Genomic DNA, 23,607 nt, shown 5'->3' on the forward strand with positions numbered 1-23,607 from the left:
CAGTCGTCGCGTTCGTCGATGAGGTCGGCTCAGCCGCGCAGCGCGGCGAGGCTCGCCGGGCGCAGGTCGGTCCAGTTCGCCTCGACGTGCGCCAGGCACGCCGGGCGGCTGTCGGGGCCGTGGGCGACCTCCCAGCCGGCGGGCACGGTGAGGGAGGCGGGCCACAGCGAGTGCTGCCGCTCCTCGTTCACCAGCACCAGGAACTCCGCGTCCTGGTCGTCGAACGGGTTCGTCATGGTGGCTCCTTCGGTTGGGCTGCGACGGTGTCGCCGGCGGCGACAACTCCAGAAACTAGGGGCGGTGCGGCGGCGTTTCCGGCAGTGCGGGAGGCAGATCGGAGGCAGTACGGGAGGCAGGGACGGGGGCGGGAGCGCCGAACTCCCGCACCGGAACGCCGAAGGCGCACCGCGGTTCCGCGGTGCGCCTTCTCGGGGCCGTGCGGGTAGGGCGAGGGGCGGTGGCCTCAACCGAGGCGGGCCGTCCGCAGGGCCGGGGTGGCGGCGAGCACCGCCGCCGCGGCGGCGGCCAGCAGGCCGTGCAGCGCCATCGTGGCCGGCGCGCCCGCCAGGTCGAGCAGCGCGCCGAAACCGAGGTTGCCCAGCACCGGGGCGCTGAACACGACCAGTTGCAGGATGGACATGACCCGGCCACGCACCTCGACCGGCGTCCGGCGCTGCACCAGCGACACCAGCACCACGCCCGACTGCGCGGTCACCAGCCCCAGCAGCCCGTAGCAGAGCACCGCGCCGGGCAGCGTGCCCACCAGGCCGAGGCAAGCCAGCACCGCGGCCTGCGCGACGACGCCGGCCAGCAGCACCGCGCCCGCCCGCCGGCCGGCCGGCAGGACCAGGGTGCCGAGGAACGACGCGGTCGCGCCCACCGTGGTGGCGGCCAGCAGCAGGCCCGCCCCGGCGGCGCCCGCGCCGGCGTGGTCGGCCAGCAGCACCAACCCGATGTTCACCGGACCGGCCGCGGCCAGCTCGACCAGCGCCATCACCGGCAGCAGCACCCGCAGCTCCGCGTCCCCGACGACGTGCCGGAACCCCTCGGCCACGCGGGTGGTCAACCGGGGTGAGCCCCCGGGACGGGGTGGCTCGGCCGGGGGCCCGACCCGCTTCACGGCCGCGGCCGACACCAGGAAGCTGACCGCGTTGGCCAGCGCCACCAGCACCACGCCGCCCAGCGGCAGCAGCGCCGCGCCGACCGGTCCGCCCGCGGTCTGCCCCGCGCGCAGGCCGATCAGGTACAGGGAGTTGCCGCGCACCAGGTGCTCATCGGGCAGCAGCAGCGGTCGCAGCGCGCCCGAGGCGGGCCCGAAGAAGGCGCTCAGCGCCGTCATGACCGCCGCGACGACCGCCAGTACGAGCACCGACGGCCCCGTCACCAGCACCGTGCCCGCCGCCCCGAGCATCACCGCGCACCGCAGCAGGTCCGCCCACACCATCACCCGCGTCGGGCCCCACCGGTCGACCACCGCCCCGCCGACCAGCGCGCACACCCGGGGCAAACCGGCGAGCGCCAGGACCACGCCCGCCGCCGTGGCGCTGCCGACGTCCACCAGCACCGCGGTCAAGGCGATCAGCCAGGCCGCGTCGCCCAGCGAGGACAGCCCCGTGGCGGACACGAACCCCAGGTAGCGTGCCGATGAGGGGGTGCCGCGGACGAGGGTCGGAGCGGTCACCGCACGGCCCCGAGCCGGTCGCGCGCCGGCACCGCCCACCCGGTCGGCGACCACAGGTCGTCCGGCGACAGCGCGGACACCCGGTACTTGCCCAGCGCGCTGATCAGCATCCGCAGCTCCAGCGCCAGGCACTCGACCAGCCGGACCAGCCCGGCGCGCGGGTCCTCGTCCACCGCGATCAGCGCCGCCCGGCCCAGGCCCACCGCGCCCGCGCCCGCCGCGAGGCACTTCACCGCGCGCAACCCCTCCCACACCCGCCCGGACACCAGCAGGCAGCCGTCGGGTGGGCCGATCCGGCGCAGGCACTCGGCCAGCGGCAGGCCGACGCCCGCCAGGAACGCCGCCGGGGCCCAGCCGCTGCCGCCCTCCGCGCCGTCCACGGTGACCGCGTCCGCGCCGGCCGCCCAGGCGATCGCCGCGGCGGCGGCCACGTCCCGGCCCGGCGGCAGCTTCACCCACACCCGGGCGCGCGGGAAGTTGTTGCGCATCAGGCGGACCTGCTGGCGCAGGATCTCCTCGGTGAACGTGCCGGGGCTCGCGCAGCGCAGCACCCGACCGGTGGCCGGGTCGAACACCGGCTCCAGCGCGAACTGCTCGGACAGCCGCCGGGTGTCCGCGGCGTCGACCACGGTCATGCCGCCGAGGCCGGGTTTCGCGCCCTGGCCCACCTTCAGCTCGAAGCCCAGCCGCCCGGACTCCAGCAGCGGCCGGGCCGACGGGTCGCTGTAGACCAGGTTCCACACCTCGGCGTCGGCGTCCTCGGTGCTCTGCTGCACCACCACGCCGCCCAGCCCGTCCGGCACGGCGTCGGCGTAGGCGCGGATGCGCGCCAGCAGCGACCGGCCACCGCCGTCGGCGAGCCGGCCGTACCCGTTGACCGGCACCACGTTCTCGCCCACCACCACCGGCACGCCCAGCGCGCCGGCCTGCGCGCTCGCGGCCACGCCGAGGTCGGCGCTCGCGACCTGGGTGGAGCCGAACGCCGAGAGGTACACCGGCAGCGCCGAGGCGAACCCGCCGACGGAGGTGGTCAGGTCCACGTCGCCGTGCAGCGGCTCGCGGGCCAGGTCGATCAGCTTCTCCAGGCGCTCCGGCACGAACACCGGCGGCACCAGCCGCGCGGCGTCCAGCTCGTCGGACACCATCCCCGACGCCGACACCCCCGACGCCGACCCCGCCGACCCGGACCCGGACCCCGCCCCCGACACCGCCGCGCCGAACAGGGCGTGCCCGTAGTCCGCCAGCGGCGGGAACGCCGCCGCCGTGCCCGTGCGGGCGCGGTCGCGCACCGCCGCCTCGGGGAAGGTCTCCGCGCGCAGCCCGCTCACGGCGACACCACCCCCGGCACCTTCGGGTAGGCGGTGGCCTGCCACACGTGCTCCAGGCCCGCGATGTACCGGGTCAGCCGCTCCAGGCCGATGCCGAAGCCCGAGCTGCCCGGGATGCCGTCGCGCACCATCCTCAGGTACCAGCCGTACTTGGCCGGGTTCTCGCCGGTCTCGCGCATCCGCGCGATGATCGCGCCGTACTCGTGCTCCCGCTCGCTGCCGCTGCACAGCTCGCCGTAGCCCTCCGGCGCCAGCAGGTCGAAGTTGCGCAGCAGGCCGGGGTGCTCGCGGCTCTCCCGGTCGTAGAACCCGCGCGAGCCCTTCGGGTAGTCGGTGAGGAAGAACGGCCTGCTGGCCTTGGCCGACAGCACCGCCTCGCCCTCCCAGTCGATCTCCGCGTCCGGGTTCTGCCCGTGGCCCAGCCCGTGCAGGTCGGCGACCGCCCCGGCGTGCGTGCGGCGCTCGAACGGGGCGCCGGACAGCAGGTCGGCGAACGCGTCGGTGTCGCGGCCGAGGACCTCCAGCTCCCCGGCCGCCCGCTCCACCACCCGCCGCACGACGTGCCGCACCAGCTCCTCCGCCACGGTCATGGCGTCCTCGCGGGACGCGCCCGCGACCTCCACGTCGATCTGGTGGAACTCGGCCAGGTGCCGGCTCGTCGAGCTGGTCTCCAGCGGCTCCAGCCGCACGTTGGGCGCGATGCAGTAGATCCGGTCGAACGCGGTCAGCGACGCCTGCTTGTAGAGGATGGCGCTGGTCATCAGCTTGTAGCGGTGGCCGTAGTAGTCCACGTCGACCTGCTTCGCGCCCCGGGCGCCGGGGTCGGTGACCGGCCCGATGACCGGCGGGAGCAGCTCGGTGAAGCCCCGGCCGCCCAGGTGCTCGCGCGCCGCGGCCAGCACCTCGTGCTGGACGCGCAGCACCGCGCGCGTGGTGGGCGACGACAGGTGCTCGCGGGGGTCGGCCGGCAGCAGCGGGGTCGCCGCGTCGACGGTCGTGGTGGTGTCCATCTCGCTCCTTCGGGGTGGCTGGGAGGTCAACCGGTGACGACCGGGTGCAGGGCGGCGTCGTCGTAGGTCCGTTCCACGTGGGACAGCGAGCGCAGCAGTTCGGCGGCGGTGGTCTCGGCGCGCCCGGAGGCCCGCACGAGGCCCGCCAGGGGCAGCGACCCGGTCCGGGACCAGCGCAGCCGGCCGGTCCCGTCGACCACGGCCCTGGTGCGCCCCGCGTTGTCCGGGTGCAGGCAGTACGGCACGTCCAGGTAGCCGCGCTCGACCGCGCGGACCAGGGCCACGCCCACGTCCGGGGCGAGGTCCAGCACCGCCTCGACGATGGCGCGGGCCTCGGCCAGCACCCCGGTGTCCGGGGTCGCCCGGTCGCGCCGGGCCCGCGCCGCCGCGCGGCTCGCGATCCGCAGCGCCGCCACGTTCTCCTCGACCGTGGGGATGCGGTGCGCCTCCGCCACGGTCTTGACGATCAGCCGCTCCGCGCCGGTGCGCACGGCCAGCTCCGCCGCGCGCTCCAGCAGCGCGGTGGCGCCGCGCGGGGTCCGGGGGAACACGCCCATGTAGGTGTAGAGCACCACGTGCCACTCCACGTCGGACAGGTGCTCGGCGGCCAGCGCCCGCAACGCGTGCACGGCCTCCGCGTCCTGCTCCGGGTGCGTCTGCTGGGCGTAGCTCAGCGACACGCTGCCCAGGCCGTGCTGGCGGAAGAACAGCGCCTCCAGCACGCTGATCGCGACCAGGAGCCCCGGCGGGCACAGCTGGCCCATCATGCAGCCGCCGAACGACTCCAGGTGCGGCCGGCCGCCGCGCTCGCGCAGGCCCGCCAGCAGCAGGCACGACTCGGCCCACGCGCGCACCGCCTCGGCCACCGGCACCCGGCTGTAGGGCAGGCAGTAGGACAGCGGACCGCCCTCGGTGGCGTGCAGCCCGGCGGCCAGCAGCGCGACCACGATGTCCTGCGGCTTGGCCGAACCGTGCCGCACCTGCACCGGGAACGAGTCGTCGTGCGCCCCGGCCAGCACGGACCGGGTGGTTTCGGGCGGGTAGGCCACGATGGGGTAGCCGTTGAGGTGGTCGCCCGCGGCCAGCGCGGCGCGCACCGCGCCGTGGTCGCCGACCCGGGTGAAGCTGTCCAGGGTGAGGGTGCCGACCGCGCGCACCCCGGCGCGCCGCACGGCCAGCAGCCCGGCGCGCATCCCCGCCGGGTCGCCGATGCCCATCCGGGGCTGGACCACCAGTTCGCCGCGGCGGGCGGCGGCGGCCACGAACCCGCCGAACGACCCGTCGCTCATGACCGCACGCCCACGGGCAGCCGGGCCAGGAAGGACCGGAACGCGGCCAGGGCGCCCCCGTCCTCGAACACGCCGTCGAAGCCCGCCGCGGTGAGCGCGGCGGCGCGGTCGAGCCCGCCAGGCCCGTCGATGCCCAGCTTGCCGCCGACGACCACCGGGGTGGCCGTCAGCTCCGGCCGGGCCCGCAGCCGGGCGATGACCCGTTTGGCCTCGTGGAAGCCGTGCCCGTTGACGGTGCTGATCACCACGAGGTCCGGCCGCCGCCGGGCGCACTCGGCCACCAGCAGGTCGTCGGGCACGCACGCGCCCAGGTTCGCCACGCGGTGCCCCAGCTCCTCCAGGAACAGCTGGAGGTACACCAGGTTCCAGGTGTGGGCGTCGGAAGCGAGGCTCGTCACCACGATGTCGAGCCCTCGCCGGTCGCTGACCGGTTCTGCCAAGTCCACGGCAACCCCTTGCGTCGCAGGATGGTCGTGATCGCCAAGTTAGGAGTCGCGGACCCCGGCGAGCGGCAGCCCGACCGGCAGCAGTGCGGCAGTTGCGGCGCGCGCCAGGTTCAGCACCCGGAAGCGGTCGTGGCCGACCGGCCGCACCAGGCCCAGCAGCCGCAGCCGCCGCACCAGGTGCGCGCACGCGACCGGGGGCACGCCGGTCAACCGCGCCGCGTCGGGCACGGTCCAGGCGCCGCCCGCCGCGTCGAGCACGGCCCGCTCACCACCCACCGCGGCCAACGCCTGCGCCAGCGCGCCGCGCAGGCCCGGCAGCCGGTCGGCGGTGACGCCCAGCGGGTCGGCGCGCACCAGCTCCAGCAGTTCCTCCGGGCGGTGCACCAGCAACCACGACGCCGCCGCCTCCAGCGCGCCCGGTAGGCCGTCGAGCCGGTCGGCCAGCTCGACGAGCGCGTCCGCCGAGCGGGCCGCCGCGCCGGGGGAGACCTGCCCGGCCAGCCGGGTCAGCAGCCGGACCGCGTCCTCACCGGGCAGCGGCGGCAGCGCGAGGACCCGCTCGCCCGGGATGTCCAGCGGTTCGCGGGTGGTGCGCAGCAGGCGCAGCCGGCGGCAGCGGTGCAGCAGGGTCAGCGCCCGGTCCGGGTCCGGCCAGCCCGCGTCGTGGCCGTCGAGCACCAGCAGCAGCTCCCGGTCCCCGATGAGCGCGGCCAGCGGGTCCAGGCCCTCGCCGTCCTCGGCGCGGCCCAGCGCGGAGCGCACCAGCAACCGCAGCCGGCCGGCGGTCCCGGCCGGGTTCGCGCCGGCGGTGTCCCACAGCACGCGGACCGACCCGGACTCGTGCAGCCGGCCCGCGACCTCGACGGCCAGGCGGGTCTTGCCGACGCCGGGCAGACCGGTGACCGCGACCAGCCGCGAGCCGCCCTCGCTGAGCAGGTCCAGCAGCGCGGTGACCTCGGCGCCCCGGCCGACCAGGGCGTCCAGCGCCGACGGCGGCGGCACCGCGTCCAGGTCGGGCACGAGGTCGATCTCGACCCCGCCGCGCGCCCGCAGCGCCGCCGCCTCGAACGAGGTCAGCTCGCGGCCGCTGAGCCGCAGGCCCTCGGCGATCAGCCGCACGGTGTCGCGGCGCGGGCGGCTCGCCCGACCCGCCTCCAGGTCGCGGATCGCCCGCACGCTGATGGTGGACAGGTCCGCCAGTTGCCGCTGGGTGGCTCCTCGCCTCATCCGGTGCTGCCGGAGCAGTTCGCCGAATTGCCGGTCTACCGATCTTGCGTCCATGCGAACTCCAGGTGGCGACGAGATCCCGCTGTCCGACTTGGGGGCCGGCACCTCGCTCCGACCTGCCGGAACGTGTCGGTCCTCGACCCGGTTCCCAGCATGTCCGCGCGCTTATCGCGGCGTTATCGCCGGACCTCCCGCGCCGCGATAGCGAACGCGGCGGCGGTCCTTTTCGCGGTGATAATCCGGTGATGGCCGCCATTCCTAACGTCGGTTCCAGCAAGCCCGGGACACCGGGACCGACAGCCGGGAAGAGGACACGAGATGCGCGTCAACAAGGCCCTCGCCACCACCGCCGCCCTCGCCGCGATCGTGCTCGCCCCGGTGCTCGGCGCGACCGCCGCCCACGCCGCCGAGGCCGTCACCGCCACCTCGGTCGCGGCCGGTGACACCCCCTGGGGCCCGACGGCCGGTGACACGCCGTGGGGCCCGACGGGTGACGACACGCCGTGGGGCCCGACGGGTGACGACACCCCGTGGGGCCCGACGGCCGACGACACGCCCTGGGGTCCGACCGCTGACGACACGCCCTGGGGTCCGACGGCCGATGACACCCCGTGGGGTCCGACCGCCGACGACACCCCCTGGGGCCCGACCTCGGCCGCGTGACCCGGACCGGGACCCTCAGCCCGCCCGGATCAGGTCCAGGGCCTGCTGCGCCCGCAGCCGCGCCGCGCTCATGTTGCGCTCCGCGAACGTGGTGATCGCCCGCCCCAGCAGACCGACCGCCTGGGTCCGGTCCCCCCGCCCGGCCAGCAGCAGCGCCAGCTCCGCCCGCGTCTCCGCCGCACCGCCGTGGTCCATCGCCCGCTCCCGCACCTCCAGCGCGGTCCGCAGCAGCGCCTCCGCCGCCCCCGGGTCGCCCAGGGCGAGCTTCACCACCGCCAGCCGGTGCAGCACCCGCGCCTCGCCCACGATGTCGCGACCGGCGCGGACCACGTTTAGCAGCTCGGCCAGCGCCTCCTCCGCCTCGGCGTTGCGCCCCTGGCGCGCCATCAGGTCGCTCAACCGGTACCGGACCTGCACCTCCACCCGCTGGTTGCCGAACTCCCGGCAGATGTCCAGCGCCTCGTACAGCCGCCCCGCGGCCAGCTCCTGGTCCCCGTTCTCCAGGTCGATCTGCGCGACCTGCGCCAGCACGTACGCCTGGCCGACCGGGTCGCCCGCCAGCCGGAAGCCCTCCAGCGCGCTCAGGTAGACCGGCGCGGCCAGCTCGTTCTCCCCGAGCCGGTGGTGGGCCAGCGCCAGGTTGCGCCGGGCCAGCGCCAGCCCGCGCACGTCGCCCAGCTCCTCGAACGTGCGCAGCGCCGGGCCCAGCAGGTCGCGCGCCGCCCGCGCCCGGGACCAGCTCAGCTGCAACGACGCCAGCGAGCACAGCAGCGCGGCCTCGCCCCGCTCGTTGCCCGCCGCGCGCACCGCGTCCAGCGCCTGCCGGTGCGTGCGCTCCCAGTCGTCGAAGTAGCACCGCGCCTCGAACAGCGTCACCAGGGTGACCGCGAGGTCCCAGCACGCCTCGTCCATGCCCTCCGCGGCGGTCAGCTCGACCGCCGCGCACAGGGTGGGGCGCTCGGCCTCCAGCCACACCAGCGGGTCGGCCAGCAGTCGGTCCACATAGGACCGCGACGGGCGCCAGCGCGGCGCGTCGCCGTGCAGCGAGGTGAAGTCGCCGCCGTAGACCCGCGAGTGCGCCTCGCCGGCCAGCGCGAGCCAGCCGCCCACGACCCGGCGCAGCGCGGTCCGGCGCTCGTCCTCCTCCTCGTGCTGCTCCAGCTGCTCCCGGGCGAACAGCCGGATCAGGTCGTGGAACTTGTAGCGCGGGGTGCCGGTGACGTCGATCGCGACCAGCTCCAGCATCTGCGCGTCGACCAGCCGCTCCAGCAGGTCGGTGGCGCGCATCAGCTCCACGTCCAGCAGCGCCGCGGCCACCCAGGTGGGGAAGCTCAACCCGTCGAGCGCGCCCAGCAGCCGCAGCAGCCGGCGCGACTCGACGTCCAGGCCGTCGTAGGTCAGCGCGAGGCTGGCGCGCACCATCATCTCGCCGTGCGCCAGCTCGTCGAGCCGCCGCCGCTCGTCCGACAGCCGCTCCAGCATCCACGCCAGCGACCAGCTCGGCCGGGCCGCCAGGCGGGCGGCCACGATGCGCAGCGCCAGCGGCAGGCAGCCCACCAGCCGGATCAGCGCGGTGGCGGCGGCCGGTTCGGCGGCGACCCGCTCGGGGCCGATGACCGCGGCGAGCATGTCGGTGGCCTCGTCGTGGTCGAGCACCTCGACCTCCAGCACCCGCGCGCCCGGCAACCCGGTCAGCCGGGCGCGGCTGGTGACGACCACCGAGCACGTGCTGCTGCCCGGCAGCAGCGCCTGCACCTGCCGCTCGGCCGCCGCGTCGTCGAGCACCACGAGCATCCGCTTGCGCGCCACCAGCTGCCGGTACATCTCGGCGCGCTCGTCCTCGGCGTCCGGGATGGACGTGCCGGGGATGCCCATGGCGCGCAGGAACCGGCCGAGGACGTCGGCGGCGGTGGCCGGGTGCGCCCTGGTGCCGCCGAGGTCGCAGTAGAGCTGGCCGTCCGGGAAGTGGGCCTCCACCAGCAGGTGCGCGAGGTGGACGGCCAGCGCGCTCTTGCCGATGCCGGGCTTGCCGACCAGCGCCACGACCCGGGTCGCCCGCCCGCCCGGCTCCAGCAGCCGCAGCGCCCGCGCGACCAGGTCGGCGCGACCGGTGAAGTCGCCGATGTCGGCCGGCAGCTGGAGCGGCACCACCGGTTGGGGCGCGGGGGCGGGCACGGCCTGCCGGACCACCTCCACCGGCGGGGCCTGCGACGGCACGGCCAGCGCCGCGTCGCCGGTGAGGATCGCCGCCTCCAGCCGGCGCAGCTCCTCGCCGGGCTCCAGGCCCAGCTCGTCGATCAGCAGGTCCCGGCCCGTGCGGTAGACCTCCAGCGCCTCGGCCTGCCGGCCCGACCGGTACAGCGCCACCATCAGCTGCCCGCGCAGCCGCTCCCGCAGCGGGTGCTGGGCCACCAGCGCGCCGATCTCGCCCACGAGCTGGCGGTGCCGCCCCGCGCCCAGCTCCAGGTCCAGCGAGGTCTCCAGGACCGCCAGCCGGTCCTCGTCCAGCTTGGCGGCCTTGGCCAGCAGCGCGTTGCTGGTGGTGCCGCTCAGCGCCGGGCCCCGCCACAGGCCCAGCGCCTGGCGCAGCAGCTCCGCGGCCGTCCGGGGGTCGCCCCGGCGCGCCAGGTTCTCGGCCTCGGCGGTCAGCCGCGCGAACACGTGGGCGTCCAGCTCGCCGTCGGCGACCCGCAGCAGGTAGCCGGGCGGCCGGGTGGAGATCGCGTCACCGCGGTCGACCGCGGCCAGGGTGCTGCGCAGCGCCGACACGCAGATCTGCACCTGCGTGCGCGCGGTGGCGGGCGGGGACTCGTCCCAGACGGCGTCGATCAGGTGCTCGATGCTGACCACGCGGTTGGCCTCCAGCAGCAGCGCGCCGAGCACCACCTGCTGCCGCCCCGGCGGCACCTTGCCGACCCGACCTGGCTCGCTGGACACGTGCAGCGGTCCCAGCACCCGGTACACCGGAGAAGCCTGCGATAACCGTGCCCCGTCTTCCAAGCTCGACTCCCCGTGCTCGACCCCCCGGCAGACCGTAACCGGCGGTTCCGGGATGTGGTACCGCGCCCCGGCGCCGGCGTTGGTAAATGGGCCGTTCGTCCAGATCGTCCGGCGGGCGTCGGGAGCAGCCGGGGTGCGCCGATCAGGCGGGCGTGGCGAAGAAGTACGTCCGCTGCGACCGCAGCAGGCCGTGCTCGCTCAGGGCGAAGATGTCGGCGAAACCGACTTCGGTGCCCGCGCGGACGATCTTGCCGACGACGGCCACGCGGCCCTCGGCGGCGATCACCTCGTCCAGCACGTGCGCGCCACCCCGGTGCTCCCGGCGGGCCTGGTACGCCTCGATCTCCTCGCGCCCCCGGACCTCCCGCTCGCCCGGTCGCTGGAGCACGGCGTCGGCGTCGAACAGCGACGCGTACCCGTCGAGGTCGCTGCGGTCGAGGTACTCGTAGCTCAGGCGGACGTGCTCCACCCCCACCGCGGTGACCGCGGAGCCGGGCTGTCGAGCGCCCTGCCACCGGTCCGCTGCCATGGCACCGTTCCCCTCCGTAGGCTTCCCTGCCCCGATCAACCTCCTCGGTTGCGCTAACCGCCGGTTATCGCTGCGCTATCGCGCCGAGCGACGCCCCGCGCGGGGGAGGGTGAGGGGACGCGCGAGGGGGTCAGGCGGGGTTGCGGGGAGCCTGCGCGAGCGCCTCCTCGACCGAGGGGGTCACGGTGAGGATGCGGCTGAGCGCGGTCAGCCACAGCAGCCGGGACAGCCGGTGCTCGTCGGGCAGCACCACGACCAGCTCCAGCCCCTTGTCCCTGGTGGCGTTGTGCACCCGGATCAGCGAGGACAGCCCCGTGGAGGCGACGAAACCCACCTCCTGGAGGTCCACCACCACCAGCAGCGCCTCGGCCTCGACCGCCTTGGCCAGGCCCTCGTCCAGTCCCTTGTCCAGCACCTCGACGGTCTTCTGGTCGATGTCGCCACCGACCCGCACCGCCACCGCCTGGGCATCGGCGAGGAGTTCGACCCGCGTCCACGGGTCCTCCCCCTCCTGGTTCGTCGTCTCCGGGGTTGTCACGGCTCCACTCAACCACGCTGGTCGGCGGCTTGCCGCTCGACCGGTGCGATCCGCGGCGGTGATCACGCCGGGTGGGTCCGGCGCGGGGCCGGAGCACGGCGTTCCCCCGCCTCTGTCACACGGAGGTGCGACACTCCCGCGCGTGGCGTACCGGTGATCGCGTAACACCCGGTCACCGGCCCGGCGTGGTGCTCGACATCCGGCGTCGCGCGTTAGGCTCCGGTTGATGAACGGTGTGGAGGAGGCGAGGGTGGGCGACGCGCTACCGCTGTCGGTCGACGTCCGGGAACGACCCGAGGACACCGTGGTGGTGGTCTCCGGCGAACTGGACTTCGGCACGACCCCGCGCCTGCTCGCGGTCGCGGAACCGCTGGCCGCCGCCGGTGGCCCGCTGGTGCTCGACCTGGCCGACCTCACGTTCTGCGACTCCAGCGCCCTCAGCGCGCTGGTCCGGCTGCACAAGGCGACCAGGGCGGCGGGCGGCGCGCTGGTCCTCGCCTCGCTGCGCCCCCAGGTCCGGTCGGCGATCACGATGACCTCGCTGGACCGCCTGCTCACCATCGTCGACCAGGTTCCGGCGGGGCCGGAGGAGAACCACCGGTCATGAGCGGAGCTGGAGACACCCGGCGCGGCCACCGCTTCGCCACCTTCGGCCTGTCCGACATGGTGGAGGTCGCCGCCGTCCTGCGCGGCGCGGCCGAGCGGGCACCCGACTTCGTCGCGGCCGCCGAGGCCGTGGTCCACCGGCTGCGCGAGGGCTTCGTCGACGAGCACGGCGAACCTGTCCTCCAACTGGTCCGGGTCTTCGCCACGCGACGCTTCGCCGACCTGGCCGGGGACGTGCGGGAGCTCGTGCTCGCCGGCGCGGCCGAGCCGCCGGCCCCCGACCTGCGCTGCCTGACCCTGGAGGCCACCGCCGGGGTCGAGCCGGACTGGAACGACCCCGCCCGCTCGCGGGCCCACCGCGTCATCCCGCTGCCCGACGCCGAGGCCGTGGCGGGCGCGCCGATGATCTCCACCCTGGTCGACGAGCTGGGCGTGCGGCCCGCCGACGTGGCCGCCGGGTCCTTCGCCGACGCCGAGGGCCGGTTCGGCGTGTTCCACGTGCCCGTGGCCGCGGGCAGCGACCGGGTACCCGACCAGGACTTCGTAGCCGCCCACGGCATCGCCTCGGCCCTCGGGTTCGGCGGCGTGCTGCCCAGCGGCGACCTGTTCTGCGTGGTGCTGTTCTCCCGCGTGCCCATCCCGACCGACGCCGCCGAGCTGTTCCGGGCCGTCGCGGTCAGCGTCCGCGCGGGCCTGCTCGCCCACCCCTGGAACGGGCAGCGCGAAGCGGGCCTGGCCGCCCGGCGCGACGCGCTGCACGAGCACCTGGAGGTGCTGGAGGACATCGCCCGCGCCCAGGCCGCCGCGCTGGAGAACGCGCTGGAGGACATCCGCGCGGAAGCCGAGCTGGTCGACGTGCTCCAGGTGGTCGGGCAGCGGCTGACCGCCCAGCTCGACCTCGACGTGCTGGTCCAGGACGCCACGGACGCGGCCACCAGGGCGACCGGGGCGGAGTTCGGCGCCTTCTTCTACAACCTGATCAACCAGTACGGCGAGTCCTACACGCTCTACACCCTCTCCGGCGTGCCGCGCGCGGCGTTCGAGAGCTTCCCCATGCCGCGCAACACCGCGGTGTTCGCGGCGACGTTCGACGGCCTGGGCACGGTCCGCTCCGACGACATCACCCGGGACCCCCGCTACGGCCTCAGCGAGCCCTACCGGGGGATGCCGCCGGGGCACCTGCCGGTGTGCAGCTACCTCGCCGTGTCGGTGGTCTCGCCGTCGTCGCAGGAGGTGCTGGGCGGCTTCTTCTTCGGCCACCACGAGCCGGGCCGGTTCACCGCCCGCCACCAGCAGCTCGTCGAGGGCATCGCCGGGTACGCGGCGATCGCGCTGGACAACGCCCGGCTGTTCGACCGCCAGCGCAGCATGGCCACCGAGCTGGCCCGCAGCATGTTGCCGACCGTGCCGGACGTGCCCGACCTGGAGATCACCTCCCGCTACCTGCCCGCCGCCACCGGCTCGGAGGTCGGCGGCGACTGGTTCGACGTGATCGAGCTGCCCGGCGGGCGCACCGCGTTCGTCATCGGCGACGTGGTGGGCCGCGGCGTGACCGCGGCGGCGGTCATGGGGCAGATCCGCACCGCCGTGCGGTCCTACGCCCTGCTGGACCTGCCGCCCGGCGACGTGCTCGGCCGCGTGTCGAACCTGGCCGACACCACGCCCGGCGCCACCTTCATCACCTGCCTGTACGCGGTGCACGACCCGGTCGAGCAGACGCTGACCCTCGCCAACGCCGGGCACCTGCCCGCGGTCCTACTGCCGCCCGAGGGCGAACCGCGGCTGATCGGCCAGGGCCTGGGGATGCCGCTCGGCGTGGGGGAGCACTTCCTCCAGCAGGAGACCCCGTTCCCGCCCGGGACGTGCCTGGCGCTCTACACCGACGGCCTCGTCGAGAACCGCCACCGCGACCTCGGCACGGGCATCGAGGAGCTGGTCGACGGCCTGCGCCTGCTGCCGGGCGACGTCGACCCGCAGGTGGCCTGCGACAAGCTGATCGACCGGCTCACCGGGGGCCGCCACGACGACGACGTGGCCCTGGTGCACGTCCGGCACACCACCGGGCACCGCCGGGTCGCGGCCCTGCCGCTGGAGGCCGACCCGGCCGCCGCCGCGCGGGCGCGGGCCTTCGTCACCGAGCGACTGCGGGAGTGGGGGCTGGCCGACGTGCTGGACGTCGCCCTGACGGTGACCAGCGAGCTGGTGACCAACGCCGTCAAGCACACCGGGGACCCGGGCACGCTCCGGCTGCACCACGACGGGGTCCGGCTGACCGTGGACGTCGCGGACCACGGCGCCACCCTGCCCCGGCTGTTCGAGGCCGGGCCCGAGGACGAGCACCACCGCGGGTTGTACCTGGTCAACGCGTTCTCGACGCGCTGGGGCACCCGCACCACCCTGGACGGCAAGGTCGTCTGGGCCGAGATCCCCGCGCGGACCGGCGGTCGGGAGGGGCAGCGGTGAGCCCCGTGCGCTACGCCGCCCTGGGCGACAGCTTCACCGAGGGCGTGGGCGACGAGCTGCCCGACGGCTCGCCGCGCGGCTGGGCCGACCTGGTCGCGGCGGGCCTGGCCACCGCCCGCGGCGAGACCGTGCACTACGCCAACCTCGCGGTGCGCGGTCGGCTGCTCGAACCCATCGCGACCACCCAGCTCGACGCCGCGCTGGCGCTGACCCCGCCGCCCACGCTGATCACGTTCAACGGCGGCGGCAACGACATGATGCGCCCCGGCATCGACGCGGCGCGCCTGGTGGAGCTGACCGAGCGGGCCGTCCGGCGCTGCCTGGCCGCCGAGGTGCGGCTGGTCCTGCTCAGCGGGGCCGACCCGTCGGCCCGGCTGCCCCTCGGGCGGGTGGTCCGCCGCCGCGGCGCGGAGCTGACCACGGCGATCGCCGAGCTGGCCCGCCGCCACGACCTGCTGTTCGTGGACATGTTCAACGACGCCGAGATCCGCCGGGCGGAGTACTGGTCGCCCGACCGGCTGCACCTCAACGCCGCCGGGCACCGCCGGGTCGCCTCGGTGGTGCTCGCCGCGCTGGGCCACCCCGTGCCCGCGCACGCCGTCGAACCCGACACCGCGGCGACCCGCGGCCTGCTGGCCGAGGCCCGGTACTACCGCGAGCACGTGCTGCCGTGGGTGAACCGCCGGCTGCGCGGCATCTCCTCGGGCGACCACGAGCCCGGCAAGCACCGGGACTGGACGCCGGTGGAGGCCATGCGGCACGCCTGACCGGCCCGGCACCGGCCCGCCGGCGCGGTCCGGGAGGATGACCGGGACGACGGGAGGGCCATGGGGGAGACGCCCGTGCTGCGCGCGGCGGTCCGGTCCGACGTGCCGCGCATCGGCGCGCTGATGCGGCGCTCGGTGCTGGAGCTGTTCCCGCGCTTCCACGACGAGCGCGAGACGGCGTCGGCCGCCGAGCACCTCACCGTGCCCGACGTGGTGCTGGTCGACGACGGCACCTACTACGTGCACGAGCACGCGGGCGAGGTCGTCGCCTGCGGCGGGTGGAGCGTCCGGGACAAGCTCTACACCGGTTCCGGCGCGCGGCCGGGCGAGGACCGGCTGCTGGACCCGGCCACCGAGCCCGCGCGGGTGCGGGCGATGTTCGTGCGCGGCGACCGGGCGCGCCGGGGCCTGGGGCGCGCGCTGCTCGGCGAGTGCGAGCGGGCGGCGCGGGCGGCGGGGTTCCGGTCGCTGGTGCTGGTCGCCACCCTGCCCGGGGTGCCGCTCTACCGGGCGTTCGGCTTCCGCGAGGTGGCGCGCGTCCCGGTGCCGCTGCCCGACGGCACGGTGCTGGCGGGGGTGTCGATGGAGTACCCGTTGACCTGAGCGGGGGGCGCCCGGCGGTTTCGACCGCACCCACCCGGGAACTCGGCCACCACGTGCCCGGTTCGAGGAGGCCCCATGAGCACCGTCGCCGACGCCCTGGTCCAGCGCCTGCGGACGTGGGGCGTGCCCAGGGTCTTCGGCTTCGCGGGCGACGGGATCGACCCGCTGCTGGCCGCCCTGCGCCGGGCCGGCGGCGACCCGGAGTTCGTGCCCGTCCGGCACGAGGAGACGGCCGCGTTCATGGCCACCGGCCACGCCAAGTACACCGGCGCGCCGGGCGTGTGCCTGGCCACCCAGGGCCCCGGCGCGATCCACCTGCTCAACGGCCTCTACGACGCCAAGCTGGACCACCGCCCGGTGGTCGCGATCGTCGGCCAGGTCGTGACCAGCGCGCTCGGCACCGGCTACCTCCAGGAGGTGGACCTGCACTCGCTGTTCAAGGACGTGTGCGGCCGGTACCTCCAGACGGTGTCCGCGCCCGAGCAGCTGCCCGTGCTGCTGGACAACGCGATGCGCACCGCCATCTCCCAGGGCGTGCCCACCTGCCTGATCGTGCCGCACGACGTGCAGCGCGCCGACGCCGTGGACGAGCTGCCGCACACCCACGGCGTGGTGCCCTCCTCGGCGGTCGTGGCCCGGCCCCGCGTGCTGCCGCGCGAGGAGGACCTGCGCCGGGCCGCCGACGTGCTCAACGCGGGCCGGAAGGTCGCGCTGCTGATCGGGCGCGGGGCGGAGGGGGCCGCGACCGGGATCGCGGAGGTCGTGGCCCGGCTGGGCGCGGGCGTCACCGCGTCCCTGCTCGGCAAGACCGTGATGACCGAGGACGCGCCCTGGCACACCGGCGTCATGGGCCACCTGGGCACCACCGCGAGCGCCGAGCTGATGTCGGGCTGCGACACGCTGCTGATCGTCGGCAGCAACGACCCGTGGACCGAGTTCTACCCCGAGCCGGGCCAGGCCCGCGCCGTGCAGATCGACATCGACGCCCGCGTGGTCGGCGGGAAGTACCCGGTCGAGGTACCCCTGGTGGGGGATTCCGCGGAGACGCTGCGGGCGCTGGTGCCGCTGCTGACACCCACAGCGGACCGGTCGTGGGAGCGGGAGGTGTTCGAGGGCGTCGCGAGGTGGCGGCAGGTGGCCGGCCGGCGCGCCCGGCACCCCGCCGACCCGCTCAACCCGGAGCTGGTGGTGCACGAGCTGTCCGGCCACCTGCCGCCGGACGTGCAGGTCGCGGTGGACGTCGGCTCGTCCACCTACTGGTACGCCCGCCACCTGGCGCTGCCGGTCGGCGCGCCCGCCCACACCTCCGGCTACCTGGCGTCGATGGGCTGCTCGCTGCCCTACGGCCTGGCCGCCAAGCTGCACGCGCCCGACCGGCCCGTGGTGGCGCTGGTCGGCGACGGCGCGATGCAGATGAACGGCCTGATGGAGCTGATCACGGTGGCCGACCGGTGGCGCGCCTGGGCCGACCCGAGGTTCGTGGTGCTGGTGCTGCACAACCGCGACCTGGGCGAGGTGAGCTGGGAGCAGCGCGAGATGGAGGGCGACCCGCGCTTCGCGACCTCGCAGCGCGTGCCGGACTTCCCCTACGCCGCCTACGCCGAGCTGCTGGGCCTGCGCGGCATCCGGGTCGACGCGCCGGACCAGGTCGGCCCGGCCTGGCACGACGCCTTCCACGCCGACCGGCCGGTGGTGGTGGAGGCCCTGGTGGACCCGGACGTGCCGCTGCTCGCGCCGCACCTGCCGGAGGAGGAGGTGGACACCATGCGCCGCGCGCTGGAGCAGGAGCCGAACGAGGCGGCGTCGGAGCAGCTGCGGCGTCAACGCGCCGACGAGGCGGGGTAGGGCGGGCCGGGGGCGGCGGGCGGTGGGGGAGGAGCGGCGCGCGGCAGGGCGGGCCGGGGCCGGTGAGCGGCAGGGGTGGAGCGGCAGGGCGGGCCGGGGTCGGGCCCCAGGGGTCGGTGGGGCGGGAGCCCAGGTCAGTCCCTGGTGAGGACCGCCCAGACGGTCTTGTGCGCGGTCCCGCGCGCGACACCCCAGTCCTTGCACAGGTTCTCCACCATGAGCAGGCCGTGCCCGCGGTAGCGCCCGATGGAGGAGCGGCCCAGCACCGGCATGTCCGGCGACTCGTCGTCGACCTCGATCCGGACCAGCTGCCGGGAGCCGCCCACGCGCAGCTCCAGCGCGCGGTCGCCGTGGTCGTAGGCGTTGCTGACCAGCTCGGTGACGACCAGCAGCACGTCGTCCACCTTGTCGTCGGACAGGGCCGGCAGGGAGGTGACGGTGCGCCGCCGCACGTCCGCCAGCGCGGGCGGGCGCGGCCCCGTCAGGTCGACGACCAACGGCGCGGGTGGGCTTCGATCACCCTCATCGGTCATGTGGCGAACCTGTCCTGTCTGCTCAAGACGCCCGGGGCGCGGATCTGCGCAGAAGCTACCCTGTCCGGTGGTCCCCGTGCCGCTCCCGACCGGTGGGGCGCCGCCCATTCCACCCGGCCCGGCCCAACCCCTCGTCCCTACCCCGATCGGGCGACCGCGAAACCCGGCGCCGACGGTCGGGTCCTCTGTGGACACGACCGGGCGCCGCGCTACTGTCACCGACATGTACGTGAAGTTGTGCGGCCTGCGCACCGCGGCCGACGTGGCGGTGGCGGTCGAGGCCGGGGCGGACGCGGTGGGTTTCGTGTTCACCGAGAGCGCGCGCCGGGTGGACCTCGACACGGCCCGGGAGCTGGTCCGCGAGGTCCCGCCGCACGTGCTGGCCGTCGGCGTGTTCCGCGGGGTCGGGGCGGACGAGGTGCGCCGCCTGGCCGGGGCGTCCGGGATCGGCGCGGCCCAGCTGCACGGCGACTACCCGAGGTCCGCGTTCGACGAGGTCGCGGCGTCGGGCGTGCGGCTGGTGCGGGCGGTCGCGCTCAAGCCGGACACCGACGTGCGGGTGGGCGCGTACGGCGAGGACCTGCTCCTGCTCGACTCGCCCGTGGCGGGCTCGGGGGAGCGTTGGGACCTCACCGCCCTGGACCGCGCCCGCCCCGAGGGGCGGTGGCTGCTGGCCGGCGGGTTGGGCGTGCGCGACGTGGCGGAGGCCGTCACCCTGGCCCGCCCGTGGGGGGTCGACGTGTCCAGCGGCATCGAGTCGGGCCGCGGGGTGAAGGACCACGGGTTGATGCGCGAGTTCGTGGCCGCGGCGCGGTCGGTCGGGGGCTGACCGCGCCGCCGCGTGGGACCACGCGGCCACCCGGCACGCGAGGGAGCAGCGATCCGGCCGGGTGGAGCGAGCGGTGCCGGGAGGGGGCCGGGGACCTGTTCCGGGCGGCCGACACCCGCTGGTCCGACCCCTACCGGTCCACCACCCACCCGGCCGACACCCGCCGGTCGGTGTGACCCGGGTCGCGGTCCGGCCCGGTCCCACACCGGCCGAGTCCCGCAACAGCCGGCGGCACCCTGTGCGGCACCCGATCCCCGAGGCGCGGTTGCCCCGAGGTCGCCCACCCGGCGCCCCGGGGCTCGATACGATGTGCGGTCGACGAGGGTCGGACAGAGAGGACGGACGTGGAAACGCTCGAGTTCCAGTCGGAGGCGCGGCAACTCCTCCAGCTGATGATCCACTCGATCTACTCGAACAAGGACACGTTCCTGCGCGAGCTGGTCTCCAACGCCTCGGACGCGTTGGACAAGCTGCGCCTGGAGACGTTCCGCGACAAGGACCTGACCGCGGACACCTCCGACCTGCACATCGCGATCGAGGTCGACCGCGAGCAGCGGACGTTGACGGTCCGGGACAACGGCATCGGCATGACCCGCGACGACGTGGTCAACCTGATCGGCACCATCGCCAAGTCCGGCACGGCCGAGTTCCTGACCAGGCTGAAGGAGAGCAAGGACGCCGCCGCCTCGCAGGACCTCATCGGCCAGTTCGGCATCGGCTTCTACTCGACGTTCATGGTCGCCGACCGGGTGACGCTGGTGACCAGGCACCCGAGGTCCGCCGAGGGCGTGCGGTGGGAGTCCGGCGGCGAGGGGACTTACACGATCGAGGAGGTCGAGGACGCGCCGCAGGGCACCGCGGTGACCCTGCACCTCAAGCCCGCCGACGACGAGGACCACCTCCCCGACTACACCTCGACGGCCAAGGTCACCGAGATCGTCAAGCGCTACGCCGACTTCATCACCTGGCCGATCAGGCTGGCGAAGGGCGACGACGCCGAGCCCGAGGTGATCAACTCCCGCAAGGCGCTCTGGGCGCGCCCGGCGAGCGAGGTCACCGAGGAGGAGTACGCCGAGTTCTACCGGCACGTCAGCCACGACTGGAACAAGCCGCTGGACACCATCCGCATGAAGGCGGAGGGCACGTTCGAGTACCAGGCGCTGCTGTTCATCCCGTCGCAGGCGCCGCTGGACCTGTTCATGCGCGAGCGCAAGCGCGGCGTGCAGCTCTACGTCAAGCGCGTCTTCATCATGGACGACTGCGAAGAGCTGATGCCGGAGTACCTGAGGTTCGTCAAGGGCGTGGTGGACGCCCAGGACCTCTCGCTCAACGTCTCGCGCGAGATCCTCCAGCAGGACCGCCAGATCCAGCTGATGCGCCGCCGCCTGGTCAAGAAGGTGCTCTCCACCGTCAAGACCATGATGGCCGACAAGCCCGAGGACTACGCGACGTTCTGGCGCGAGTTCGGCGCGGCGGTGAAGGAGGGCCTGCTCGCCGACGCCGAGAACCGCGAGGCCATCCTCGGCATCGCCTCCTTCGACTCCACCCACGACGCGGAGGAGAAGACCACGCTCGCGCACTACGTCGAGCGGATGAAGGAGGACCAGCAGCACATCTACTACATGACCGGTGACTCGCGGGCCACGGTCGAGAACTCGCCGCACCTGGAGGCGTTGCGCGCCAAGGGCTTCGAGGTGCTGGTCCTCACCGACCCGATCGACGAGATGTGGGTCGACGCGGTGCCCGGGTTCGAGGGGAAGACCTTCCGGTCGGTCGCCAAGGGGCAGGTCGACCTGGAGACCGAGGAGGAGAAGCAGGAGGCCGAGGAGCGGCGGAAGGACTTCGCCGACCTGCTCGCCTGGATGACCACCACCCTGGCCGAGCAGGTCAAGGAGGTGCGGCTGTCCTCGCGCCTGACCACCTCGCCCGCGTGCGTGGTCGGCGACGCCCACGACCTCACCCCGACCCTGGAGAAGATGTACCGGGCGATGGGGCAGGAGCTGCCGCCGGTCAAGCGCATCCTGGAGCTGAACCCGGCCCACCCGCTGGTCGTCGGCCTGCACGGGGCGTTCGCCGCCACCGAGGACCACGACGGGCTGGCCGGGACCGTGGAGCTGCTGCACGGCATGGCGCTGCTCGCGGAGGGCGGCGAGCTGACCGACCCGGCCCGGTTCGTGCGGCTGCTGTCGGACCACCTCCAGCGGTCGCTGTGACCGACCGGGGCGGCGGTCGCCGCGACCGCCGCCCCGGTGTCGGACCCCGGACTCGTGGGTAGCCCGGGGCCGTGCCGCAGGTCTTCGTCCAGCCCTCCTTCGGCAAGCCCTGGGTACGTCGGTGCTGGGCGGAGACCCTGGACCGCGCCGTGCCCTTCCGGGAACCGGACCGCGCCGGGCTGCTCGACCCGGAGGACCTGACCGGGTTGACCGCCGCCCACCCGTCGGGCCGGGCCCGGTTCTGGGGCGCCACGGCGAAGCACGACAGGCGGATGGACACGGTCACGGCCGGTGACGTCGTGCTGCTGACCGGCCGCAAGCGCGTGCTGGCGGTCGGCGAGGTCGGCCACCGCCTGCGCAACCCGGACTTCGCCCGGCACCTGTGGCGACCCGATCCCGGCCGGTGCGTGTGGAGCAACGTCTACAGCCTGCGCGCGTTGTGGCCCACCGACATCCCCTACGAGGAGGTCTGGGCGCTGCCCGGGTTCACCGCCGGCGACAACTTCATGGGCCTGCGCTTCCTGCGCCCGGACCCGGCCGCCGCCGTGCTGGAGCTGACGGCCGACGTGCGGGTCGCCGCACCGGGGTGACGGGCTGAACCCGCGTCGGCGGTCCGGACGAGTTGAACCCGCGTCGGCGGGCCGGCCGGGCGGTCGACGGCCGGCTGTGCGCCGCGCCACTTCCGGCCGCCCGGGACGGGGCGGAACAGGGGGAGTGGCGAAGGTCACAATTTTGAAGTCGTTGGGGCACAATACCTTGCGTCCGAAAGAGGACTGCGTCCCGGTCGGTTTTCGCCCCGATCGGGTGACGGCGGTACCACTCGGCCCCCGCGCGTGCCGTTATTCCAGCCTCACCCGATTTCTGCGGGTTGAGCCTCGTGTCTCGGGTGGAATTCCCGGTTCCCCGGGGCCCGTCCCGGGCCCACCGCCGCCCTCGCTTGTGACCCTTCGTCACTTTCGGCCCACCGGTGTTCCCGATCGGGGGTTGGTGTAGGTCCACCTCTGTTGTGGCGTTAGCGCCATGCCCCTCGTCGGTGACCTCTCTTAGCGTTGAGGTCAGCTCATAGGAGGGGTTCATGCGTGCAACGGTTTCGGAGGAGCGGCTGCTCCCGGGTGTCGGGAGCACCGGGACTCCACTGCTCCGGCTGGACGGCGTCCGCAAGCAGTTCGGGGACGAGGTCGTGCTCGACCGCGTCGACCTGGAGGTGCGCGGCGGCGCGCTGGTCGGGGTGGTCGGCGGTCCCGGTGCCGGCAAGACGACGCTGACGTCGATCGCGGCCGGGTTGCTGCCGCCCGACGACGGTGTCCTGTGGCTGTTCGGCGAGGACCTGTGGGACGGCTCGGGGCTCATCCGGACGGGTGTCGCGCTGGTGCCCGCCGACGACGGGGCGGTGCTCGACCGCCGCCCCTGCCGCGACGTGCTGGTGGGCGCGGGGATGGGCCACGGCCTGCCGCGCTCGGTCGCGGAGCGCCGGGCGACCCTGCTGCTGGCGGTGTGCGAGCTGACCGACGTGGCCGACCTGCCCGTGCACGGCTGCACCACCGGGCAGCGCCTCCTGCTGCGGCTGGCCACGGCGCTGCTGGGCGAGCGCCGGCTGCTGGTGCTGGACGACCCGTTCACCGGGGTCGACGCGTGGGCGTTCGGGGTGGTGCGCGCGGTGCTGCGGGAGTTCACCGCCGCCGGCGGCGGCGTGCTGTGCGCCGTGCGCTCGCCCGAGCGGGTCGCCCCGTGGTGCGACCGCGTCGTCGAACCGTTCAGGGGGAGCGGGTGCGCGTTCGACTCGAACACCCGGTGAACGCCGAGGTCGACGCGGAGGGCCGGTTATCGCTGACCATGCCGGGCCCCGGCGCGTCGTTCCTCTTCGAGGCCGAGCACACCGGGATGTGGATCGCGCTGCGCCGGCACGACGGCCGCGTGGACGAGGCGTCGGCGGCGCTGGCGCGGCGGTGGAACACCGACCCGCACGTGGTGCGCGAGGACCTGGGCCGGTGGGTGTCCCACCTGTGCGCCCTCGGCCTCGCGCACCTCGACTGAGCG

Annotated in this window: 22 protein-coding genes; 11 read left to right on the plus strand and 11 right to left on the minus strand. The window is 74.9% G+C overall.

Annotated features, from left to right (window positions below; genetic code table 11):
• Positions 1 to 29: 29 nt before the first annotated feature.
• From ACFP3R_RS27640 to ACFP3R_RS27670, 7 genes are all read right to left on the minus strand, one after another.
• Entirely contained in the window at positions 30 to 236 is a 207-nt protein-coding gene (locus ACFP3R_RS27640; RefSeq protein ID WP_380639878.1) for an MbtH family protein, read from the minus strand.
• A gap of 227 nt (positions 237 to 463) precedes the next feature.
• Entirely contained in the window at positions 464 to 1,624 is a 1,161-nt protein-coding gene (locus tag ACFP3R_RS27645) for an MFS transporter (protein ID WP_380639880.1), read from the minus strand.
• Positions 1,625 to 1,677: 53 nt separating this feature from the next.
• On the minus strand, positions 1,678 to 3,009 hold the full coding sequence (locus ACFP3R_RS27650) for a glutamate synthase-related protein (protein ID WP_380639882.1): 1,332 nt from the start codon (positions 3,007 to 3,009) through the stop codon (positions 1,678 to 1,680).
• Complete coding sequence (locus ACFP3R_RS27655; protein ID WP_380639884.1) at positions 3,006 to 4,019, minus strand: asparagine synthetase A; 1,014 nt, start codon at positions 4,017 to 4,019, stop codon at positions 3,006 to 3,008. The genes ACFP3R_RS27650 and ACFP3R_RS27655 overlap by 4 nt, the downstream gene beginning before the upstream one ends.
• 26 nt (positions 4,020 to 4,045) lie before the next feature.
• The gene (locus ACFP3R_RS27660) at positions 4,046 to 5,308 is read right to left on the minus strand and encodes a methylaspartate mutase (RefSeq protein WP_380639886.1); all 1,263 of its coding nucleotides are present in this window, start codon (positions 5,306 to 5,308) and stop codon (positions 4,046 to 4,048) included.
• Positions 5,305 to 5,754 (minus strand): cobalamin B12-binding domain-containing protein, encoded by a 450-nt coding sequence (locus ACFP3R_RS27665; RefSeq protein WP_380639888.1) that lies wholly within the window; start codon positions 5,752 to 5,754, stop codon positions 5,305 to 5,307. Before ACFP3R_RS27665 ends, ACFP3R_RS27660 begins: the two co-directional genes overlap by 4 nt.
• A 39-nt stretch (positions 5,755 to 5,793) precedes the next feature.
• Positions 5,794 to 7,035 carry a helix-turn-helix domain-containing protein gene (locus ACFP3R_RS27670; RefSeq protein ID WP_380639890.1) on the minus strand — a complete coding sequence of 414 codons (1,242 nt, stop codon included), beginning with the start codon at positions 7,033 to 7,035 and terminating at the stop codon, positions 5,794 to 5,796.
• Between the two features lie 264 nt (positions 7,036 to 7,299).
• Here ACFP3R_RS27670 and ACFP3R_RS27675 point away from each other — a divergent pair, with 264 nt between their 5' ends.
• A complete protein-coding gene (locus ACFP3R_RS27675) occupies positions 7,300 to 7,644 on the plus strand; it encodes a hypothetical protein (protein WP_380639892.1) in 345 nt (114 codons plus the stop codon).
• Between the two features lie 15 nt (positions 7,645 to 7,659).
• Here the strand turns inward: ACFP3R_RS27675 and ACFP3R_RS27680 are convergent, their stop codons facing one another.
• The 3 genes from ACFP3R_RS27680 to ACFP3R_RS27690 all read right to left on the minus strand — a co-directional run bounded on the left by ACFP3R_RS27680 (position 7,660) and on the right by ACFP3R_RS27690 (position 11,711).
• Complete coding sequence (locus ACFP3R_RS27680; RefSeq protein ID WP_380639894.1) at positions 7,660 to 10,608, minus strand: AfsR/SARP family transcriptional regulator; 2,949 nt, start codon at positions 10,606 to 10,608, stop codon at positions 7,660 to 7,662.
• Positions 10,609 to 10,786: 178 nt separating this feature from the next.
• Positions 10,787 to 11,173 carry a nuclear transport factor 2 family protein gene (locus ACFP3R_RS27685; RefSeq protein WP_380639896.1) on the minus strand — a complete coding sequence of 129 codons (387 nt, stop codon included), beginning with the start codon at positions 11,171 to 11,173 and terminating at the stop codon, positions 10,787 to 10,789.
• 130 nt (positions 11,174 to 11,303) lie between these two features.
• Entirely contained in the window at positions 11,304 to 11,711 is a 408-nt protein-coding gene (locus ACFP3R_RS27690) for an STAS domain-containing protein (protein ID WP_380639898.1), read from the minus strand.
• A 226-nt stretch (positions 11,712 to 11,937) separates the two neighbouring features.
• Between ACFP3R_RS27690 and ACFP3R_RS27695 the strand changes: the two genes are divergently transcribed.
• The 5 genes from ACFP3R_RS27695 (at position 11,938) to ACFP3R_RS27715 (ending at position 17,995) form a co-directional block, all read left to right on the plus strand.
• A complete protein-coding gene (locus tag ACFP3R_RS27695) occupies positions 11,938 to 12,318 on the plus strand; it encodes an STAS domain-containing protein (RefSeq protein ID WP_380639900.1) in 381 nt (126 codons plus the stop codon).
• Positions 12,315 to 14,780 (plus strand): ATP-binding SpoIIE family protein phosphatase, encoded by a 2,466-nt coding sequence (locus tag ACFP3R_RS27700; RefSeq protein WP_380639902.1) that lies wholly within the window; start codon positions 12,315 to 12,317, stop codon positions 14,778 to 14,780. Before ACFP3R_RS27695 ends, ACFP3R_RS27700 begins: the two co-directional genes overlap by 4 nt.
• Positions 14,777 to 15,547, plus strand: a complete 771-nt coding sequence (locus ACFP3R_RS27705; protein ID WP_380639904.1) for an SGNH/GDSL hydrolase family protein — start codon at positions 14,777 to 14,779, stop codon at positions 15,545 to 15,547. Before ACFP3R_RS27700 ends, ACFP3R_RS27705 begins: the two co-directional genes overlap by 4 nt.
• A 60-nt stretch (positions 15,548 to 15,607) precedes the next feature.
• Positions 15,608 to 16,150, plus strand: a complete 543-nt coding sequence (locus tag ACFP3R_RS27710; protein WP_380639906.1) for a GNAT family N-acetyltransferase — start codon at positions 15,608 to 15,610, stop codon at positions 16,148 to 16,150.
• A gap of 75 nt (positions 16,151 to 16,225) precedes the next feature.
• The gene (locus tag ACFP3R_RS27715; RefSeq protein ID WP_380639908.1) at positions 16,226 to 17,995 is read left to right on the plus strand and encodes a thiamine pyrophosphate-requiring protein; all 1,770 of its coding nucleotides are present in this window, start codon (positions 16,226 to 16,228) and stop codon (positions 17,993 to 17,995) included.
• A 134-nt stretch (positions 17,996 to 18,129) separates the two neighbouring features.
• On the opposite strand, the gene ACFP3R_RS27720 is transcribed toward ACFP3R_RS27715, so the two are convergent.
• Positions 18,130 to 18,528: an ATP-binding protein gene (locus ACFP3R_RS27720; RefSeq protein ID WP_380639910.1), complete on the minus strand. Its 399-nt coding sequence runs from the start codon at positions 18,526 to 18,528 to the stop codon at positions 18,130 to 18,132.
• 223 nt (positions 18,529 to 18,751) lie between these two features.
• Between ACFP3R_RS27720 and ACFP3R_RS27725 the strand changes: the two genes are divergently transcribed.
• From ACFP3R_RS27725 to ACFP3R_RS27745, 5 genes are all read left to right on the plus strand, one after another.
• On the plus strand, positions 18,752 to 19,357 hold the full coding sequence (locus ACFP3R_RS27725) for a phosphoribosylanthranilate isomerase (RefSeq protein ID WP_380639912.1): 606 nt from the start codon (positions 18,752 to 18,754) through the stop codon (positions 19,355 to 19,357).
• Between the two features lie 344 nt (positions 19,358 to 19,701).
• Entirely contained in the window at positions 19,702 to 21,570 is a 1,869-nt protein-coding gene (htpG, locus tag ACFP3R_RS27730) for a molecular chaperone HtpG (RefSeq protein WP_380639914.1), read from the plus strand.
• Positions 21,571 to 21,641: 71 nt separating this feature from the next.
• Positions 21,642 to 22,160 (plus strand): hypothetical protein, encoded by a 519-nt coding sequence (locus ACFP3R_RS27735; RefSeq protein WP_380639916.1) that lies wholly within the window; start codon positions 21,642 to 21,644, stop codon positions 22,158 to 22,160.
• A gap of 485 nt (positions 22,161 to 22,645) precedes the next feature.
• Positions 22,646 to 23,365, plus strand: coding sequence for an ATP-binding cassette domain-containing protein (locus ACFP3R_RS27740; RefSeq protein ID WP_380639918.1), 720 nt, complete (start codon positions 22,646 to 22,648; stop codon positions 23,363 to 23,365).
• Positions 23,338 to 23,604 (plus strand): hypothetical protein, encoded by a 267-nt coding sequence (locus tag ACFP3R_RS27745; protein WP_380639920.1) that lies wholly within the window; start codon positions 23,338 to 23,340, stop codon positions 23,602 to 23,604. The genes ACFP3R_RS27740 and ACFP3R_RS27745 overlap by 28 nt, the downstream gene beginning before the upstream one ends.
• The last annotated feature ends 3 nt before the right edge of the window (positions 23,605 to 23,607 follow it).

Source organism: Saccharothrix lopnurensis, from assembly GCF_042658445.1.
GTDB classification, from domain to species: Bacteria; Actinomycetota; Actinomycetes; order Mycobacteriales; family Pseudonocardiaceae; genus Actinosynnema; species Actinosynnema lopnurensis.